Origin of the sequence: Pseudomonas sp. RW3S2 (genome assembly GCF_014268955.1) — a bacterium.
Taxonomy (GTDB): domain Bacteria; phylum Pseudomonadota; class Gammaproteobacteria; order Pseudomonadales; family Pseudomonadaceae; genus Aquipseudomonas; species Aquipseudomonas wayambapalatensis.
Genome location: NZ_JABWRM010000008.1, coordinates 78,314 through 97,311, shown reverse-complemented (window position 1 = coordinate 97,311; position 18,998 = coordinate 78,314). Strand labels below are relative to the sequence as shown.

At 64.5% G+C, this 18,998-nt stretch carries 17 protein-coding genes; 2 read left to right on the top strand and 15 right to left on the bottom strand.

The features are described from left to right. Positions 1-30: 30 nt before the first annotated feature. From HU748_RS13305 to HU748_RS13260, 10 genes are all read right to left on the bottom strand, one after another. Positions 31-1,044 carry a chemotaxis response regulator protein-glutamate methylesterase gene (locus HU748_RS13305; RefSeq protein WP_186668678.1) on the bottom strand — a complete coding sequence of 338 codons (1,014 nt, stop codon included), beginning with the start codon at positions 1,042-1,044 and terminating at the stop codon, positions 31-33. Then, a complete protein-coding gene (locus tag HU748_RS13300) occupies positions 1,041-3,323 on the bottom strand; it encodes a hybrid sensor histidine kinase/response regulator (RefSeq protein ID WP_186668680.1) in 2,283 nt (760 codons plus the stop codon). Before HU748_RS13300 ends, HU748_RS13305 begins: the two co-directional genes overlap by 4 nt. Beyond that, entirely contained in the window at positions 3,320-3,985 is a 666-nt protein-coding gene (locus HU748_RS13295; RefSeq protein ID WP_186720678.1) for a chemotaxis protein CheW, read from the bottom strand. Before HU748_RS13295 ends, HU748_RS13300 begins: the two co-directional genes overlap by 4 nt. After that, entirely contained in the window at positions 3,982-5,253 is a 1,272-nt protein-coding gene (locus HU748_RS13290) for a CheR family methyltransferase (RefSeq protein ID WP_186720676.1), read from the bottom strand. The genes HU748_RS13295 and HU748_RS13290 overlap by 4 nt, the downstream gene beginning before the upstream one ends. Continuing rightward, positions 5,250-5,756, bottom strand: coding sequence for a chemotaxis protein CheW (locus HU748_RS13285; RefSeq protein WP_186720675.1), 507 nt, complete (start codon positions 5,754-5,756; stop codon positions 5,250-5,252). Before HU748_RS13285 ends, HU748_RS13290 begins: the two co-directional genes overlap by 4 nt. Positions 5,757-5,761: 5 nt before the next feature. Continuing rightward, a complete protein-coding gene (locus HU748_RS13280) occupies positions 5,762-7,384 on the bottom strand; it encodes a methyl-accepting chemotaxis protein (RefSeq protein WP_186720674.1) in 1,623 nt (540 codons plus the stop codon). Positions 7,385-7,510: 126 nt separating this feature from the next. After that, positions 7,511-8,236 carry a tellurite resistance TerB family protein gene (locus HU748_RS13275; protein ID WP_186668690.1) on the bottom strand — a complete coding sequence of 242 codons (726 nt, stop codon included), beginning with the start codon at positions 8,234-8,236 and terminating at the stop codon, positions 7,511-7,513. Between the two features lie 122 nt (positions 8,237-8,358). Then, on the bottom strand, positions 8,359-9,465 hold the full coding sequence (locus HU748_RS13270; protein WP_186668692.1) for an NADH:flavin oxidoreductase/NADH oxidase: 1,107 nt from the start codon (positions 9,463-9,465) through the stop codon (positions 8,359-8,361). Between the two features lie 149 nt (positions 9,466-9,614). Further along, the gene (gene recJ / locus HU748_RS13265; protein ID WP_186668694.1) at positions 9,615-11,324 is read right to left on the bottom strand and encodes a single-stranded-DNA-specific exonuclease RecJ; all 1,710 of its coding nucleotides are present in this window, start codon (positions 11,322-11,324) and stop codon (positions 9,615-9,617) included. Positions 11,325-11,353: 29 nt separating this feature from the next. Further along, complete coding sequence (locus HU748_RS13260; protein ID WP_186668695.1) at positions 11,354-11,896, bottom strand: YaeQ family protein; 543 nt, start codon at positions 11,894-11,896, stop codon at positions 11,354-11,356. Between the two features lie 163 nt (positions 11,897-12,059). Between HU748_RS13260 and HU748_RS13255 the strand changes: the two genes are divergently transcribed. Further along, complete coding sequence (locus HU748_RS13255; protein ID WP_186720673.1) at positions 12,060-13,259, top strand: CaiB/BaiF CoA-transferase family protein; 1,200 nt, start codon at positions 12,060-12,062, stop codon at positions 13,257-13,259. A gap of 20 nt (positions 13,260-13,279) precedes the next feature. Next, a complete protein-coding gene (locus tag HU748_RS13250) occupies positions 13,280-14,152 on the top strand; it encodes a TIGR02285 family protein (protein ID WP_186668802.1) in 873 nt (290 codons plus the stop codon). Between the two features lie 136 nt (positions 14,153-14,288). Here the strand turns inward: HU748_RS13250 and HU748_RS13245 are convergent, their stop codons facing one another. The 5 genes from HU748_RS13245 to HU748_RS13225 form a co-directional block, all read right to left on the bottom strand. Next, complete coding sequence (locus HU748_RS13245; protein WP_186711312.1) at positions 14,289-14,570, bottom strand: DUF3509 domain-containing protein; 282 nt, start codon at positions 14,568-14,570, stop codon at positions 14,289-14,291. A gap of 74 nt (positions 14,571-14,644) precedes the next feature. Next, a complete protein-coding gene (locus tag HU748_RS13240; protein WP_186668701.1) occupies positions 14,645-15,085 on the bottom strand; it encodes a histidine kinase in 441 nt (146 codons plus the stop codon). 185 nt (positions 15,086-15,270) lie between these two features. After that, positions 15,271-16,680 carry a threonine synthase gene (gene thrC / locus HU748_RS13235; protein ID WP_186668703.1) on the bottom strand — a complete coding sequence of 470 codons (1,410 nt, stop codon included), beginning with the start codon at positions 16,678-16,680 and terminating at the stop codon, positions 15,271-15,273. Between the two features lie 52 nt (positions 16,681-16,732). After that, on the bottom strand, positions 16,733-18,037 hold the full coding sequence (locus HU748_RS13230; RefSeq protein WP_054895086.1) for a homoserine dehydrogenase: 1,305 nt from the start codon (positions 18,035-18,037) through the stop codon (positions 16,733-16,735). A gap of 82 nt (positions 18,038-18,119) precedes the next feature. Beyond that, positions 18,120-18,881, bottom strand: a complete 762-nt coding sequence (locus tag HU748_RS13225; protein ID WP_186668705.1) for a DsbC family protein — start codon at positions 18,879-18,881, stop codon at positions 18,120-18,122. Positions 18,882-18,998: the final 117 nt, after the last annotated feature.

The following is an 18,998-nucleotide window of genomic DNA, read 5'->3' as shown; positions in this document are numbered from 1 at the left end:
CGGCCAGGCGGCGTGACTCAATACATATCGTCATTTCGGAAAGATTTCCATAAGTCGGCCGGCAATTCGCTCCAGCGGTCGTATCTCGACCGCCGCCTGGATCGCTGCGGCGGCCTTGGGCATGCCATACACCGCACTGCTTTGCTGGTCCTGGGCGATGGTCAGGAAACCCTGCTCGCGCATCAACTTCAGGCCCTGCGCGCCATCGCGGCCCATACCGGTGAGCAGCACGCCCACCGCATCGCTGCGCCAGAAGCGCGCCACGCTCTCGAAGAACACGTCGATCGAGGGGCGGTAGATTTCGTTGACCGGCTCGGCGGTATACGCCAGTTGGCCATTCTGCAACAGCCGGATGTGGTGGTTGGTGCCTGCCAGCAACACCTGCCCCGGCTGCGGTGGTTCACCCTCACGGGCCAGGCGTACCGGTAGCCCGGACACACCACTCAGCCATTCGGCCATGCCGGCGGCGAACACCTGATCGACATGCTGGACCAGCACGATGGCCGCCGGAAAATCCTGCGGAAGCCCCTTGAGCAGTACCTCAAGCGCGGCTGGCCCGCCTGCGGACGAGCCAATGGCCACCAGGCCACAACGACGCGCTAGATTGCGGACCGGCGCCGCCACGGAGCGGACTGCGCTGGAGCGCTGCTGGCCGATCAACCAAGCGATGTTGAGGATCTTGCGCAGCAAAGGCGCCGCCGCCTCCCGGGCATCGCCCGCACCCAGTGCCGGCGTATCGACCACATCGAGGGCGCCGTGGCCCATGGCCTCGAACACCCGGTGCACATTCTGCTTGCGATCCACCGTGACGATGACGATGGCGCAAGGGGTTTCGGCCATGATCCGGCGAGTCGCCTCTACGCCATCCATCACCGGCATGATCAGGTCCATGAGGATCAGGTCCGGCGTCTGCTCGGCACACTTGTGCACGGCTTCGACGCCATTGTTGGCCACCCAGATCACTTCGTGCGCGGGCTCGAAGGCCAGCGCACGGCGCAGGGCCTCGACAGCCATGGGCATGTCATTGACGATGGCGATCCTCATCCCTGGGCTCCTCCGATCAACTCCACCACCGCATCCAGCAACGCATCGTCATGGAAGCTGGCCTTGGCCAAATAATAGTCGGCGCCAGCATCCAGTCCACGTCGGCGGTCCTCTTCCCGGTCCTTGTACGACACCACCATCACCGGCAGCGATTGCAGGCGACTGTCGCGACGCACCAGGGTGACCAGTTCGATACCGTCCATGCGCGGCATGTCGATGTCGGTGATCAGCAGGTCGAAGTCTTCGCTGCGCAGGGCGTTCCAGCCATCCATGCCATCGACCGCCACCGCTACGTCGTATCCGCGCGTACCCAGCAGCTTGCGCTGGAGCTCGCGTACCGTCAGCGAATCGTCGACCACCAGGATGCGCTTGCGCACCACACCCCGGCCCGCCCGTGCACCGCGATCGATACGCTCCAGGCGCCCGGTGCTCAACAGCTTGTCCACCGAGCGCAAGAGGTCTTCGACATCGATGATCAGCACCACCGAACCATCGTCGAGCAAGGCGCCGGAGGAAATGTCCTGGACCTTGCCCAGACGCGGGTCGAGCGGCATCACCACCAGCACCCGCTCGCCGATCAGGCGCTCCACGGCCACGCCGTACAGTTGCTCGCGCTCACGAATGACCACCACGCGCAGGCTGTCCGCCTCGTCCTGCGCGGCCGGACGGTTGAGCAACTGGCTCGCGGCGACCAGGCCGATGTGGCGGTCCTCGTGCCAGAAGTGCTGGCGGCCTTCGATCTGCACGATGGCCTCGGCCGGTACGTCGAGGGTGCGTTCGATATGCGCCAGCGGGAAGGCATAGGCTTCGCCACCGACCTCGACCACCAGGCTGCGCACCACCGACAGGGTCAGCGGCACCTCCAGGTGGAAGCAGCAGCCCTGCCCTGCCACCTGAGTGAGCTCGATCGACCCGCGCAGTTCGCGCACCATGTGCTGCACCGCGTCCAGGCCGACCCCACGGCCAGACACCTCGGTGACCTGGTCACGCAGGCTGAAACCGGGCAGGAACAGGAAGGTGAGCAACTCGGCCTCGCTCATCTGCGCCACGGTCTCGGCGGGCGACAGTGCCCGCTCGACGATGCTGCGGCGCAGGCGCTCAAGGTCGATACCCGCACCGTCGTCGCTCAGTTCGAGAATCAGCAACCCGGCCTGATGCGACGCGCGCAGGCGCAGCGTGCCGTCACCGGGCTTGCCCGCCAGCAGGCGTCGCTCGGGCTGCTCGATGCCATGATCGACAGCATTGCGCAGCAAGTGCGTGAGCGGCGCCTCGAGTTTTTCCAGCACATCACGGTCGACCTGAGTCTTCTCACCCTCGATCAGCAGCCGCACCTGCTTGCCCAGGGAGCGCCCGAGGTCGCGCACCATGCGGCTCTGCCCGGTCAGCACATCGGCGAAGGGGCGCATCCGGCAGGCCAACGCAGTGTCGTACAGCAACTGCGCGCGCTGGCTCGCCTGCCAGCCGAATTCGTCGAGGTCGGCAGCCTGCTGCTGGAGGATCTGTTGGGTTTCGGCGAGCAGGCGCTGGGTCTGGGCCAGGGCGTCGAGCACTTCGGCGCTCTGGCCGCTGCCTTCGAGCTGGGTCTTGAGCCCGTCGAGGGCGCGCATACCCTGGCCATGCATGCGCTTGAGGCGCTGCAGGCTGGCGAGATAGGGCTTGAGCCGCTGGGTTTCCACCAACGACTTGCTCGACAGGTCGAGCAGACTGTTCAGGCGATCGGCGGTGACCCGCAGCACGCGCTCACCGCCTTCGCCTGTGCGCTTGCCGCTCCTGGGTGCGGGAGCAGGCTCCACTTCCGGCTCAGGCTCCACAGGCATCGCGGGCACTTCGGGCGGCATCGCGAGAGGCAAAGGTTCAGCCGATGCGCCGGCAGCGTCCAGCGCAGGCGCCGAAGGGTCGAGCAACATGGCCATCTGTACCAGGAACGCCGGCACCGCCGCCTCGCCCTGGGTGTCCCCGGGCGTTGCGATGCGCATCAGCAGGTCAGTGCCCTGCAACAAGGCATCGATGTGTTCGGGGCGCAGCAACAGGCGCCGCTCCTGGGCCGCGACCAGGCAATCCTCCATGACATGGGCGACGCTGACACCGGCATCGATGCCGACGATACGCGCCGCGCCCTTGAGGGAGTGCGCCGCACGCATGCAGGCTTCCAGCTGATCGCCCTGGGCCGGATTGCGCTCGAGGGCCAGCAGCCCGGCACTGAGCACTTGGGTCTGGGCCTCGGCCTCGAGACTGAACAGCTCGAGCAACGATGCGTCGCGCATTTGCTCCGGGGTCATGACAGGCTCCGCTTCACGGCAGACAGGAGGTGTTGGTCATCGAGTACGCGCACACTGCGGCCACGCCACTGCATCACCGCCAGTGTGAAATGGGCCGTGTCGTGCTCCTCGTGCAAGCGCGAAAGGTCCAGGCGATGGATGCCGTCGATCTCGTCGACCGGCAATACCACCGGCCCACCTTCGGCAGCCAGGATCAACATCCGCGGCATCACCCGCCCACTGCGCTCCTGTGCTGGCGCCAGCTCCATGCCCAGCAGGTCAGCGAACGACAGGCACGGCACCAGCGCACCCCGCACGTTGGCGACCCCCTGCAGCATCCGCGAGCGCTGGTGCGGCAGCGAGTGAACGGCTTGCAGCGGCGCGATCTCCGCCAGGCAGGCAGTGGCCAGGGCCAGCCATTCCTCGCCCAGCCTGAACAGCAGCATGGAGCGACCGGCAGTGCCCTGCTCCACCTGCTCCATCTCGACATGCTCGTCCTGCAGCAAGGTGTAGCGGTCGAGCAGGCGGGTAGCCGCAGCGGCATACACTTCGCAATTGCGGCAGTGGATATGCCGGTCCAGCAGGGGGCATTGCTTGTCGCCATGGACACCGATGCGATTCCAGCAATCGTCGATATCGTCATGGTCCTGGGCGATCAGGTCCATCGAGTAGGCACCGCTCATCGTTCAGACTCCCTGCCCGCCCGCGCCGCCCTTTCCTGCAGACGCCGTGCCCCTGTGACATCCCCCTGGGATGCCAGCAGCGTGGCCAGGTGCAGCAGTGCCTCGGTGTGCTGGGGCTCCAGGTACAGGGCCTTGCGGTAATGCTTGAGTGCTTCGCCGGCATCGCCCTGGGTATCGCTGAGCAGCCCCAGCCAGTAGTAGACCTGCGCCTTGGGCTCGAACAGACGCAAGTAGCGCTCGCAACTGGCGCGGGCCTGCTCGCTGGCCCCGGCATTGGCCTGACGGGCGATGGCTGCCAGCAGTTCGGTTTCGTTCTCGTTCACGGTCGGCAACGCAACCGGCCTGGCGGGCGGGCGAGCAGCACGGGCCAGGGATGGCGCCAGCACGGGCATGGCGACAGGACGCGGCGCAGCTACCGGCGGGACGCTGGGTCGTGCCGGCGGCACCGGGCTGACCGGCGGCTGCACGCCGACCTGGTCCTGACGCACATAGGCGAACGACTGCGCGATGCCGATCGGCCGCATGCCCAGACGCGCCAGCAAGCTGCCCTCGGCCGGGCCGATGAACAGCACGCCATCGTCGTGGAGCAGTTGCTTGAGCACCTCGAAGACCCGCTGCTGGGTGGGTACGTCGAAATAGATCAGCAGGTTGCGGCAAAAGACAAAATCGTAGACCCCCTTGCGGCTGCGCAGGGCAGGATCGAGCACATTGCCAGGCTGCAGGCTGACCTGCTGACGCACGCGCTCATGCAAGCGGTAACTGTCATCGGCGCAGTCGAAATGCCGCTCACGGAACGCCAGTTCACTGCCGCGGAACGAGTTGCGGCCATACACGGCCTGCTCGGCACGGGCGAGGGAACTGGGGCTGATGTCCATCCCATCGATGCGCACGGCCGATGGCGGCAGACCCGCATCGAGCAGCGCCATGGAAATCGAATAGGGCTCCTCGCCGGTCGAGCACGGCAAGCTGAGGATACGCAGCGGCCGTGATCCGGCCAGCTCGACCAGGCGTTTCCGAGCCAGCCCGACCAATGCCGTGAACGACTCGGGGTAACGGAAGAACCAGGTCTCGGGAACGATCACCGCCTCGATCAACGCCTGTTGCTCACCGGACGATTGCTGCAAGCGCAGCCAGTAATCGTCGAGGTCACGCGCGGCGAGTGCCACACATCGCTGGCGCAAGGCCCGCTCGACCATCGGCGCGCCCACCGACTCCACATCCAGGCCGATGCGCTCCTGCAGAAAGCGGAAGAAGCGTTGTTCGATCATCCTGCCACCTGCGTGGATTGATCAGGGAACAAGAGCAGGCGCACGGCATCGCTCAACAGGTCGTCGACCTGGATGCGCTGCAACAGCCCCTGTGCATCCTGTCGCACAGGCCCCAGGTAACGCGCCTCGCCGTTGTCCACCCCGTAGGGCTGGAACTCGTCGGGTTGGCAACGCAAGGTGTTGGTCGCCTGCTCGAGCACCAGCCCCAGTTGCAGGTCAGCGCCATAACGCACCAGTACCAGGCGCGTACTGGTGCGCTGCGGCGCAGGCTCACCGAAGCTCAGGGACGACAGGTCGATGACCGGCACCAGCGCGCCACGATGCCCCAGAATCCCGGCGACCCAGGCGGGTGCCTGGGCGATGGGCTTGAGCGGACGCAACGGCAGCACCTCTATCACCTCGCGCACATCCAGGGCAAAGCGCTGTCCGCCGATATGGAACAGCAGGTACAACACGCCCTTGGCTTCGGCCTGACGCTGATCACGCGGTTGCAGATCGCTCATCACCGTCAGACTTTGAAGCGCGACACACCGCCACGCAGCCCGGCAGCCACCTGGCTCAGTTCGTCGATGGCGAAACTGGCCTGGCGCAACGACTCGACCGTCTGCGTGCTGGCATCACTGAGCTGAGCCAGCGCCTGGTTGATCTGCTCGGCGCCGGTGGCCTGTGCCTGCATGCCCTCATTGACCATCAGCACCCGTGGCGCCAGCGCTTGCACCTGATGAATGATCTGGCTGAGCTGCTCGCCGACCTGCTGCACCTCGAACATGCCACGGCGCACCTCCTCGGAGAACTTGTCCATGCCCATGACCCCAGCCGACACTGCGGACTGGATCTCGCGCACCATCTGCTCGATGTCGTAGGTGGCCACTGCGGTCTGGTCGGCCAGGCGACGCACTTCGGTGGCCACCACGGCAAAACCACGACCGTACTCGCCGGCTTTTTCCGCCTCGATGGCGGCGTTGAGCGACAGCAGGTTGGTCTGGTCGGCGACCTTGACGATGGTCACCACCACCTGGTTGATGTTGCTGGCCTTCTCGTTGAGGATGCCCAGCTTGGCGTTGACCAGGTCGGCGGCGCCCATCACCTGGTGCATGGTTTCCTCCATGCGCGCCAGGCCTTGCTGGCCGGAGCCGGCAAGGCTCGAAGCCTGGTCGGCGGCACTGGTCACCTCGGTCATGGTGCGCACCAGGTCGCGCGAGGTCGCGGCGATCTCGCGCGAGGTGGCGCCGATTTCCGTGGTGGTTGCCGCGGTTTCGGTGGCGGTGGCCTGCTGCTGCTTGGAGGTGGCGGCGATCTCGGTGACGGAGGTGGTCACCTGCACCGATGAGCGCTGGGCCTGGGCCACCAGGTTGGCAAGTGCCTCGCCCATTTCATTGAAGCCGTTCTCGATGGCGCCGAACTCATCCTTGCGGTCCAGGTTCAGGCGCGCACTGAGGTCACCCGAGCGCAGCTTGTCGAGGGCGTGCACGATGCGCTGCATGGGTGCGCTGATGGCGCGCATCAGCAGCAGGCCGCAGATGCCGGCGGCGACGATCGCCATGATCAGCGAAACGATCATGCTGCCCTTGGCGGTGGCCACGGCGCTGACGATCTCGCGAATGGCGGCATTGGCGGATTCGGTATTGCGGTCGATCACCGTGTTCAGGTGCTTGCGCCCGGCGGTCCAGGCCGGTGTAAGCACTTCGGCGATCAGGCGCTCGGCTTCGGGGTAGTTCTTCTCGCGGTAGGCTGCCAGCACCTGGTCGACCACCTTGACGTAGTCTTCCTCGAGGCGCACGAAGGTGTCGAAGGATGCCTGGTCCTGCGCATCCTGAATCGTGCCCTGGTAGTTGGTCATCTGCGCCCTGAGCCGGTCGTGGAAACCCTTGAACAGTTCGATATCGGCAGAGGTCAGTTCGCGATGGTCGGACAACCCGACCAACTGCTGGCTGGCGACGTAGCTGTCGACCCAGGCGCTGCGGATCATCGAGCTGTAGTAGATCCCCGGAATGCTGTCCGTAGCCACTGCCTGCTCACTGGCTTCGATGGTCACCAGGCGTGAATACGCCGCGACGATCATCAACAGCATGATGGCGATGATCACGGCGAAACTTGCCAGGATCCGTTGGCGCAAGGTCCAGTTCTTCACAATCAGCCCTCAGGAATTCTTCACGAGCGGGAAAATCGTCGAAGTATAGCCTAGCCGCCAGGCGCTTTATCGGTTGAATTGCGGAGTATTCAGGCATCCCTGCCGATTAAATGGCCAATCGCCACTTCACTGCGCTGCAGCGTCCCGCACCTGGCGCTCCAGTTCCTCGCGCAAGTTCGGGTCCAGGCGCAACTGGCGGGCCAGTTCGTCAAGGTAGGCGCGCTCCATGAAGTGTTCCTGATCGACCATCATCACACTGGCCAGGTACATCTCCGCGGCCATTTCAGGCGTCTGCGCGGCACGGGCCACTTCGGCGGGGTCGAGCGGCTTGTTCAGCTCGGCATGCAGCCAGGCCTGTAGCTCGCGATCGTTGTCCAGGCGCACGAATTCGCCTTCGATCAGTTCACGCTCGCGCTCGTCGATATGGCCATCGGACTTGGCCGCCGCCACCAGCGCCTTGAGCACCGCCTGGCTGTGTTGCTCGGCCTGGGCCGGCGGCAGGCGATCGAGGGTCTGTGGCTCCTGCGCCGCAGCCTGGCCCTGGCGTGCCTGCCAGTTGCCATAGGCTTTGTAGGCAAGCACGCCAAGCGCAGCGAGGCCACCATAGGTAAGTGCCTTGCCACCGTACTTGCGCGCCTTCTTGCTGCCCAGCAGCAGGCCCATGGCCCCGGCCGCCAGCGCCCCGCCTCCGGCACCGGAAAGCAGGCCGCCAAGGCCTGCCCCCTTGCCCTGGCCACCCCCGAGCAGGTCGCCAATACCGGGCACCTTGCCCGCCCCGCCCTTGCCCTGCTGGTTCTGCAGCAGCGACTGGCCGGACTTGAGCAATTGATCGAGCAGACCACGGGTGTTCATCTGGATGACTCCTGGACGGATAGGGAAGCTCCAGATTAGGCCCGCAGCCTGAATTCTCGCTTAATGCATTTGCTTCGGGATGTTGCATTAGTCTAGTCGAGCGTTTCCACCGTGCGGATCTGTCAATCCCGCAAGTCCGACTCATGAATCGGGTTGGCCCGGCTGGTCGCACGCTGGTACTGCGCAGGCCAGGTTGCCTTGTTGCCACCCAGGTCATCATCGGCATGCAGCGGCCAGTAGGGGTCGCGCAGCAGTTCGCGGGCGAGGAAGATCACGTCGGCCTGACCGGTACGCAGGATGTGCTCGGCCTGGGCGGGTTCGGTGATCATGCCCACGGTGCCGGTGGCAATTTCCGACTCTTTGCGTACGCGCTCGGCGAAGCGAGTCTGGTAACCCGGGCCGGTGGGGATTTCGGCATTGACCGAGGTACCGCCCGAGGACACGTCGATCAGGTCGACCCCCAGCGCCCTCAGACGACGCGCCAGCTCGACCGTTTCGTCGGGGTTCCAGCCATCTTCGACCCAGTCGGTTGCCGAGACCCGCACGAACAGCGGCAACTCCTGCGGCCACACCTTACGTACGGCCTCGGTCACCTGAAGCGTCAGACGAATACGGTTCTCGAAGCAGCTGCCGTACTCGTCACGCCGCTGGTTGCTCAGAGGTGAGAGGAACTGATGCAGCAGGTAGCCGTGGGCCGCATGGATTTCGACGACCTTGAACCCGGCCGTCTTCGCACGCTCGGCGGCCTGGACGAAGGCCTGGACGACGCCCTGGATTTCATCGTGGCTCAGCTCGCGCGGCGGCGTATGCTCCGGGTCGAAGGCGATCTTCGAAGGCCCGACCGGCTGCCAGCCGCCGTCCTCGATCTTGACGCTACCGTGTTTGCCCAGCCAGGGACGATGGGTGCTGGCCTTGCGCCCGGCATGCGCCAGCTGGATGCCCGGGACGGCGCCCTGGGAGGTGATGAAGCGGGTGATACGTTGCAGCGGGGCGATCTGGTCGTCGTTCCACAACCCGAGATCTTCGGCAGTGATTCTTCCATCGGCAGTGACAGCCACCGCTTCGGTGATCACCAGCCCGGCGCCACCGACGGCGCGACTGCCCAGGTGGACCAGATGCCAGTCGTTGGCCAGGCCATCGACGCTCGAGTACTGGCACATTGGTGATACCGCAATGCGATTGGGCAGGGTCAGCTGACGCAGGGTATACGGCTCAAGCAGCAGGCTCATGAGGGGACCTCCCAAGGACTCCAATGGTCATCCGACCCGGACACTCGTGTGCGGCCGTGGCCCGGTACCGGTCTTTGTTGAGACTAGACCAGATTACCTTGGGGGAAAGTTCCGCCGGATGGACGCCGCGCGCTGACACCTGCCCCGTGTCAGCGCGGCTCCATGTGCGCGATCATCAACTGCACGCTTTCATTGCCGCGAAACTCGTTCACATCGAGCTTGTAGGCCACCTCCACCCAACGCACTGTCGGATTGGGCCAGATTTCGCGGTCGATGCCGAAGGCGATCCCATCAAGTTTCACCGAGCCGCACTCGCTCTTGAGCACCACTTTCAAATGCCGCTCCCCTACCACGCGCTGTTCGACCAACTGGAACACGCCATGGAACAGCGGCTCGGGAAAATGCTGCCCCCAAGGGCCGGCATTGCGCAGGGCACGAGCCAGGTCCAGATGGAATTCCTCGACCGCCAGGGTGCCATCGGACAGCAGGCGCCCGGTCAGGTCGTCCTCGCACAACTGGCGCCGCACCTCTTCGTCGAACGCATCGGCAAAGGCCTGGAAGTTGGCCTCCGGTAGCGACAAGCCTGCGGCCATGGCATGGCCGCCGAACTTGCTGATCAGGTGCGGGTGGCGCGCGGCCACGGCATCCAGCGCATCACGGATATGGAAGCCCGGCACCGAACGCGCAGACCCCTTGAGCATACCCTCGCCCGCATCGGCAAATGCAATGGTCGGCCGGTGGTAGCGCTCCTTCAGGCGCGAGGCGAGGATGCCGATCACACCTTGGTGCCAGTCGGCGTCGAACAGGCACAGGCCATAGGGCATGGACTCGACCGGCAAGTCCTTGAGCTGGGCCAGGGCTTCACGCTGCATGCCCTGCTCGATGGACTTGCGATCCTGGTTGAGCCCGTCCAGTTGCCCGGCCATGTCCAGCGCCACGGCGGCGTCTTCGCACAGCAGGCATTCGATGCCCAGGCTCATGTCGTCCAGCCGACCGGCGGCATTGAGCCGTGGTCCGAGGATGAAACCCAGGTCGGTCGAGGTGATGCGCCGGTGATCGCGGCGCGCCACTTCGAGGATTGCCTTCAGCCCGGGGCGAGCGCGCCCGGCACGAATGCGCTCGAGGCCCTGGTGCACGAGGATACGGTTGTTGGCATCCAGCGGCACCACGTCGGCGACACTGCCCAGCGCCACCAGGTCGAGCAGTTCGCCGATGTTCGGCTGGGCTTGCGTCTCATAGCGGCCAAGGCTGCGCAGGCGGGCACGCAGGGCCATCAGCACGTAGAAGATCACCCCCACGCCAGCCAGCGACTTGCTGGGGAAGGTACAGCCTGGCTGGTTCGGGTTGACGATCGCATCGGCGTCGGGCAACTGCTCGCCAGGCAGGTGGTGGTCGGTGACCAGGACCTTGAGCCCGGCCGCCTTGGCCGCCGCCACGCCATCGACGCTGGAGATACCGTTATCGACAGTGATCAGCAGCTGTGGCTGACGCTGCAATGCCACCTGCACGATCTCGGGGGTCAGGCCATAGCCGTACTCGAAGCGATTGGGCACCAGGTAATCCACATGGGCCGCACCCAGCAGTCGCAGCCCCAGCACACCCACGGTGCTGGCGGTGGCGCCATCGGCGTCGAAGTCGCCAACGATCAGGATGCGCTGACGCAGGTCCAGGGCCTCGACCAACAGGTCGACGGCCGCCTCGATTCCTTTAAGTTGCTGGTACGGCAACAGGCGCGCCAGGCTCTTGTCCAGCTCGGACTCGCTCTGCACGCCGCGCGCGGCATACAGGCGGGTCAACAGGGGCGGCAGGTTACCGAGGAAGGGCAATGCCGATGGCAGGGGGCGGGGTTCGATACGCATGGGGTCTTCGGCGGTCAGATCGGATCAGGTCAGCCGCGCTCGCCGAGCAGCCACTGCAGTTGGACTTCGTGCTGGCCACGGTCGTCGGTGACGAATACCGTGCCTTCACTGATCATCACATCCCATTTGATGGTACGCGGCATGTCGGTGGCCAGAACCTCCAGGACTTCCTGCGGAACAGCAGCGATACTCAGGTTTTTCAGGCCCTTGACCGCGCCGACCACCTTGTTCTCCCACACCCGCAAGCTGCCGTAGGCCAGCAGGCTGGTGCGCTCGGTGCGACGCGAGCACCAGGTCAGGCGCTCGGCGTCGGGCTGGCCGACTTCGATCCAGTGCAGGATGCGATCATCCAGGCTTTTTTCCCACAGGGCAGCTTCATCGACATCCGACAGACCGCGGCCGAACGACAGGTTCTCGTTGTACCAAAGGGCGTAGGCCAGCAGACGGACGGCCATGCGCTCCTCAGTCTCCGACGGGTGACGAGCGATCGTCTGACGGACGTTTTCGTACACGCCGCGGTCGAGGTCGGTCAGATTCAGTTCGAACTTGTAGGTGGTGGAAGGCTGGGCCATGGGAAAGGGGCTTCTTTGGAGAAAGTCGCAGAGTTTAACCGATCCGAGTTTGTTGGGGTGGGTGGTTGCGCATCTGCGTGCACTAGACTCTGCCTTGCAACAGTATCTGCCATTGACCAGCTGTGATAAAACCAAGCCTCTTTTCTGTCGCCACGGACGCACCATGCCCACCCCCGCCAAACCCCTCGCCGGTCTGAAGGTCATCGAGCTCGGCACCTTGATCGCCGGTCCCTTCGCTTCGCGTATCTGCGCCGAATTCGGCGCCGAGGTGATCAAGGTCGAATCACCTGATGGCGGCGATCCGCTGCGCAAGTGGCGCAAACTGTATGAAGGGACTTCGCTGTGGTGGTTCGTCCAGGCACGCAACAAGCAATCGCTTACCCTCAACCTCAAGCACCCCGAAGGGCGCGAGATCCTCAAGCAATTGCTGGCCGGCGCTGACATCCTGATCGAGAACTTCCGCCCTGGCGTGCTGGAGAAACTGGGCCTTGGCTGGGACGTGCTGCATGCCCTCAACCCACGCCTGGTGATGGTGCGCCTGTCAGGCTTCGGCCAGACCGGGCCGATGAAGGACCAGCCGGGCTTCGGTGCAGTCGGCGAGTCCATGGGGGGCCTGCGCTACATCACAGGTTTCGAGGATCGCCCGCCCGTGCGCACGGGCATTTCCATCGGCGACTCGATTGCCTCCCTCTGGGGCGTGATCGGCGCGCTGATGGCCCTGCGACATCGCGAGGTCAATGGCGGTGAAGGGCAGGTGGTGGATGTGGCGTTGTACGAGGCAATCTTTGCGATGATGGAAAGCATGGTGCCGGAGTTCGACGTGTTCGGCTTCATTCGCGAGCGCACCGGCAACATCATGCCGGGCATCACCCCCTCCTCCATCCACACCAGTGCCGACGGCCGGCACGTGCAGATCGGCGCCAACGGCGATGCGATCTTCAAACGCTTCATGCAGGCCATCGGCCGCGACGACCTGGCCGAGGACGCGACCCTGGCCAGCAACGATGGTCGTGACCTGCGTCGCGACGAGCTGTACGGGGTGATCGACCGCTGGGTCAACAGCCTGCCGCTGGAACAGGTGATGCAGTCACTGAACGATGCCGGCGTGCCTGCCAGCCGCATCTATTCGGCCGAGGACATGTTCAGCGACCCGCAATTCCTCGCCCGGGAAATGTTCCTCCAGGCGAAACTCCCGGACGGCAAGCCCTTCAAGATGCCAGGTATCGTGCCCAAGCTGTCGCAGACACCAGGCTCCACGGAGTGGGTCGGGCCTGCGCTGGGGGAGCACACGGCGACGCTGCTCGCCGGGCTGGGCTACAGCGATGCCCAGGTGGCACGCCTGCGCGAGCAGGGGGCGGTCTGATCGGGCGCCGAACCAGCATGATGCGCTTGTGTGTGCTGCTCTGCGCCCTGCTGCTGCCCTGGCAGCAGGGCCAGGCCCGTGAGCGCCTGACCTGGCTGGTGCGCGACCTGCCGCCGTTCACCATTCTCGAAGGCCAGGAAAAGGGCCAGGGCGTGGTCGACCGCATGCTGCCTCTGCTCATCGAGCAGATGCCAGAATACGATCACACAGTCCTTCGGGTGAATCGCGCCCGTGGCATCCAGATGCTCCAAGAGCACAGCTTCACCTGCGACCCGACCCTGCTATGGACGCCGGAACGCGCCCGTTTCGTGCACTTTTCCCAACCCTCGCTGCCCATCCTCAGTGGCGGGCTAGTCATCCGCAAGGCTGACCAGAGGCTGCTGGACGATCCCGGGGAAGGCTCGCCTGTGGACCTGAAGCAGTTGCTGGAGCGTCCAGGGCTGAAACTGGGAATCGTGGCCCAGCGCAGCTACGGGGCAGTGGTCGACGATATCCTGCGGCTGTTGCCAGAAGCCACGTTGAGCCGCCACTACGGCAACGATGCCACCGCCAACCTCTTGCAGATGCAGCAGCTGGGGCGCCTGCAACTGGTGCTTGGCTACTGGCCAGAGGTGCGCTACCTGGTCCAGCAGCAGGGCGGCTCGCTGGACAGCTACCAGTTCCACCCGATCAAAGGGGCGAATCGCTACCAGTTTCTGCATGTGGGCTGCTCCGACACCCCACTAGGACGCGAGGCCATCGCCCATATCGACAAGCTGTTGCCACACCTGCGCCAGGAAGTCCTCCCTGAGTTCTACGCCAACTGGCTTGACCCCGAACTGCGCACAGAGTACCTGGAACAGACCCGACGCCTGGTCGAGGAGGCTCCCGCTCCGACCAGCATCAAGCCATGACGCAGGCAAAAGAAACCCCGGATGCTGGGGAAGACATCCGGGGTCAACGCAAAGCCCTTGAATGGACTCTGTACGGCGATCCAACGCTACCGGAGCAAAGCAGCGTTCGAGCACCCTATAAAATCTGACGAGACACTCAGGCAAAGGTTCCCTGAGGTTGATGCCGGTGTTGCAATGCCGCGATCACACAGGGCTGCAGACGCCCTTCGACGATCTGCAGGTCGCGGTGCAGACCGTCGACCAGATCGACCAGCAAGCGCTGCTCCTGTAGCTGGCGCACGCTCACGGCGCGGCGCAATACCTCGTTGCCCTGCGCATCGAGCACGGTGAGTTGGCGATTGCCGCGCGCATCCGCATCGTCGAGTCGGGTGTGATAAGGGGACAGGGCATCGTTGAGCAGGGAGCAGATTCTTTCCATCCGGCGTACTCGCTTTGTCGGGGACCTATCGGAACTGACCGTCAGGCACTTGGGAAAGTTCGCTCGCGCCTGTATCAGCCAGCATGCGTGGGCAACATGACAGTTTCGATATCCCGCCCGGAGTGCCTGCGCGGCGGTCGACGCAGCCGCTGCAATGCCGCCTGCAACCCCCTCATCGACAACGGCCAGGGCAATTGGGCAACGACCCACTGCCCCTGACGCTGGGCCTCGGAAGCGAGATCAGGGCCGCGCACAGGGGGCTGTCCGACGAACAGCAGCGCACGCGCATGGCCCTGCCGGGTCACGTGCTTCAACAGTGCCTGGGCGCTCAGCGCCGGCATGCCATGGTCGATGATGAGCATGTCCAAGGCTCGCATTTGCGCCATGCTTGCCTTGGCGCTGGCCAGATCGCAGGCGATGCGCACGTTGAAAACTCCCAGGGCATTGCAGGCCTGGTGCAAAGCGATCTGCTGGGCGGGATGAGACTGGACGATAAGAATGTTGAGCCGGTGCATGAGCCGCTCCTGAGGGCTGCGAGCCCTGATGGACAGGGCGCCCACTCTAGAAAAGCAGCATAGGGACTCAAATAGGAAAAGCCTGAAAAGACGAAGGATGATTCTGTAATTAAAGAACCGCTCAAACGCAAACGGGGCAAGCCGATGTTCCGACTTGCCCCGCCAATGCCCTCGAGTACCGCGTTTTACAGTGGCTTGCCGCGGTTGCCGTGCTGGCTGACGAAGGCCTGGACCGTCTTCAGGTCATTGGCCAGGACCGTGCAACGCTCCTCGCGGCTGAACAGGTCGCTCAGGTGCGCAGGCAGCTCGAGGGCCTTGCCGACACCGGCCTTCTCCACTGCCTCGGGGAATTTGACCGGATGCGCGGTGCCCAGCACCACCATTGGCGTATCCAGGCTGCGACGGCACTCACGAGCGGCTTTGACGCCGATGGCGGTGTGCGGATCAAGCACTTCGCCGGTGGCCTTGAACACCTCGGCGATGGTCTCGCAGGTCTGCTCGTCGCTCACTGCCAGGGAGTCGAACAGCTTGCGCGCCTCGGTCCAGCGATCCTGCTCCACGCTGAAGCCACCACCCTGCTTGAAGTTGGCCATCAACTCGGCGATCGCCGCGCCGTTGCGACCGTGCAGGTCGAACAGCAGGCGCTCGAAGTTGGACGAGACCATGATGTCCATCGACGGCGAGAGCGTTGGGTGCAGCGCGTCCTTGACGTACTGGTTGCCGCTCATGAAGCGGTGCAGGATGTCGTTGCGGTTGGTGGCCACCACCAGCTGGCTGATCGGCAGGCCCATGTTGCGCGCCAGGTAACCGGCGAAGATATCGCCGAAGTTGCCGGTCGGGACCGAGAACGCGACCGAGCGCGCCGGGCCGCCCAACTGCAGTGCCGCATGGAAGTAGTAGACGATCTGGGCCATGATCCGCGCCCAGTTGATCGAGTTGACCGCGACCAGGCGAGTGCCCTTGAGGAAGGACTGGTCGGCGAAGCTGGCCTTGACCATCTCCTGGCAGTCGTCGAAGTTGCCTTCGATGGCGATGTTGTGGATGTTGTCACCGAGGATGGTGGTCATCTGCCGACGCTGAACTTCCGACACGCGCTGGTGCGGGTGCAGGATGAAGATGTCGACGTTGTCGCAACGGCGGCAGCCTTCGATGGCGGCGGAACCGGTATCACCGCTGGTGGCACCGACGATCACCACGCGCTCGCCACGCTTGACCAGCACGTGGTCGAGCAGACGGCCGAGCAGTTGCAGGGCGAAGTCCTTGAACGCCAGCGTCGGGCCGTGGAACAGCTCCATCACCCACTCGTTGCCGTTCAGCTGGCGCAGCGGTGCCACCGCGGCGTGGGCGAAGGCACCGTAGGTTTCCTCGAGGATCTTCTTGAAGTCGGCATCGGCGATGCTGCCGGTGACGAAGGGGCGCATCACTCGGAACGCCAGTTCGTGATACGGCAAGCCGGCCCAGGAAGCGATTTCTTCCTGGGTGAAGCGCGGCAGGTTTTCCGGCACGTACAGGCCGCCGTCGCTGGCAAGACCTGCCAGCAGGACGTCTTCGAAATTCAGGGCCGGAGCCTGGCCGCGAGTACTGATATAGCGCATTGTGCAAACCTTCGGTTCTGGGCGCGGGCCGCCGTCGCGGCCCGCCGCTGAATTAATTGAGCTGTTCGACGCGGATACGCACGACGTTGCCAACCACATCCTGCAGGGCTTCAAGGGCGACGATGGCATCGTTGATACGCTGCTCGACCACGCCGTGGGTCAGCAGAATCATCGGCACCAGGCCGTCCTGCTCTTCGGCTTCCTTCTGCATGATCGACTCTATGTTGATGCCACGCTCGGACAGGATGCTGGCGACCTGGGCCAGCACGCCTGGGTGATCCTTGGCCTGGATCCGCAGGTAATAGGCGCTTTCGCACGCCTCGATCGGCAGGATCGGGTGCGCCGACAGCGAATCCGGCTGGAAGGCCAGGTGCGGAACGCGGTTTTCCGGGTCGGAGGTCATGGCACGCACCACATCGACCAGGTCGGCGACCACCGACGAAGCGGTCGGCTCCATGCCGGCACCGGCGCCGTAGTAGAGCGTCGAGCCAGCAGCGTCGCCGTTGACCATCACCGCGTTCATCACGCCGTTGACGTTGGCGATCAGGCGGTCGCTCGGGATCAGCGTCGGGTGCACGCGCAGCTCGATGCCGTCGGCAGTGCGGCGGGCCACACCCAGGTGCTTGATGCGATAGCCCAGGGCTTCGGCGTAGTTGACGTCAGCAGTGGTCAGGCGGGTGATGCCCTCGGTGTAGGCCTTGTCGAACTGCAGCGGAATACCGAAGGCGATGGAGGCCAGGATGGTCAGCTTGTGCGCAGCATCGATGCCCTCGACGTCGAAGGTCGGGTCGGCCTCGGCATAGCCCAGCGCCTGGGCTTCGGCCAGCACGTCAGGGAAAGCACGGCCCTTTTCACGCATTTCGGTGAGGATGAAGTTACCGGTGCCGTTGATGATCCCGGCCAACCAGTTGATGCGGTTGGCCGACAGGCCTTCGCGGATCGCCTTGATCACCGGGATGCCGCCGGCAACCGCCGCCTCGAAGGCCACGATCACGCCCTTTTCACGGGCCTTGGCGAAAATCTCGTTGCCGTGCACGGCAATCAGCGCCTTGTTGGCGGTGACCACGTGCTTGCCGTTCTCGATGGCCTTGAGCACCAGATCGCGGGCAATGGTGTAGCCACCGATCAGCTCGATGACGATGTCGATTTCGGGGTTGGTCGCGACTTCGAACACATCAGCGGTAATGGGGGTACCGGTAATCTGGCAGTTCGGGTTCTGCGAGCGCATGGCAATCTGGGCCACTTCAATACCGCGCCCGGCACGGCGGGCAATCTCCTCGGCGTTGCGCTGAAGTACATTGAAGGTACCGCCACCGACGGTCCCCAACCCACAGATGCCTACTTTGACCGGTTTCACTGTGAACTCCCCATTGAACGGCCGGCACCTGCGCCGACCGTGAAACATGCCGTCACCCCATGACGACGGCGTATTGAATGAATTACTTGGCGGCTTGCGCCTGGCCGGCCAGGGCCAGCTTGGCCACCTGCGGTGCCGGCTGGTAGCCCGGGATCACCTGGCCGCTTTCGAGCACGATCGCCGGCGTGCCGTTGACACCGATCGACTGGCCGAGCTGGAACTGCTTGCTGACCGGGTTGGCGCACTTGGCCGCCTTGATTTCCTTGCCGTCGACCATCTTGTCCATCGCCGCGCGACGGTCACTGGAGCACCAGACAGCCTGCAGTTGCTCGTCACCCGGCGAGCCCAGGCCCTGGCGCGGGAAGGCGACATAGCGCACCTCGATACCGCGCTTGTTCAGCTCGGGCACCTCGGCGTGCAGCTTGTGGCAGTACGGGCAGGTCGTGTCGGTGAACACGGTGATGTGCGATTTGGTTTCGCCCTTGGCCGGGTAAACCACCATTTCAGTCGCAGGAATACCATTGATCAGCTTGGCGATGCCCTGGCGTTCGGTTTTCTCGGTCAGGTTGACCGGCTTGCCATCCTGGATCTGGTACAGGTAGCCCTGCATGACGAACTGGCCATCTGCGCTGGCATAGAGCACGCGACCGCCCTGCAGCTTGACTTCGTAGAGCCCGCCGACCGGGCTGGTGGCGACGCTTTCGATCGGGACTTCCAGTTCCAGTGTCTTGAGTGTGTTGCGAATGGCTTGCTCGGCACCGGCGTTGACATCGGTGGCCGCAGCGACGGCAAAGGTACTGGCCAGCGCCAGGGCGGCGGCGGCAAACATCTGGGTCACGCGCATGGGGTACTCCTGAAGGCGGACGGGGACCGGAGGACGTCGCCTGCGGAAAAAATCGCGGCGACCAGACAGTCCCTGGTGCAAACCGCTCAAGCCTACCACATCAGGCCGCGACGAAAT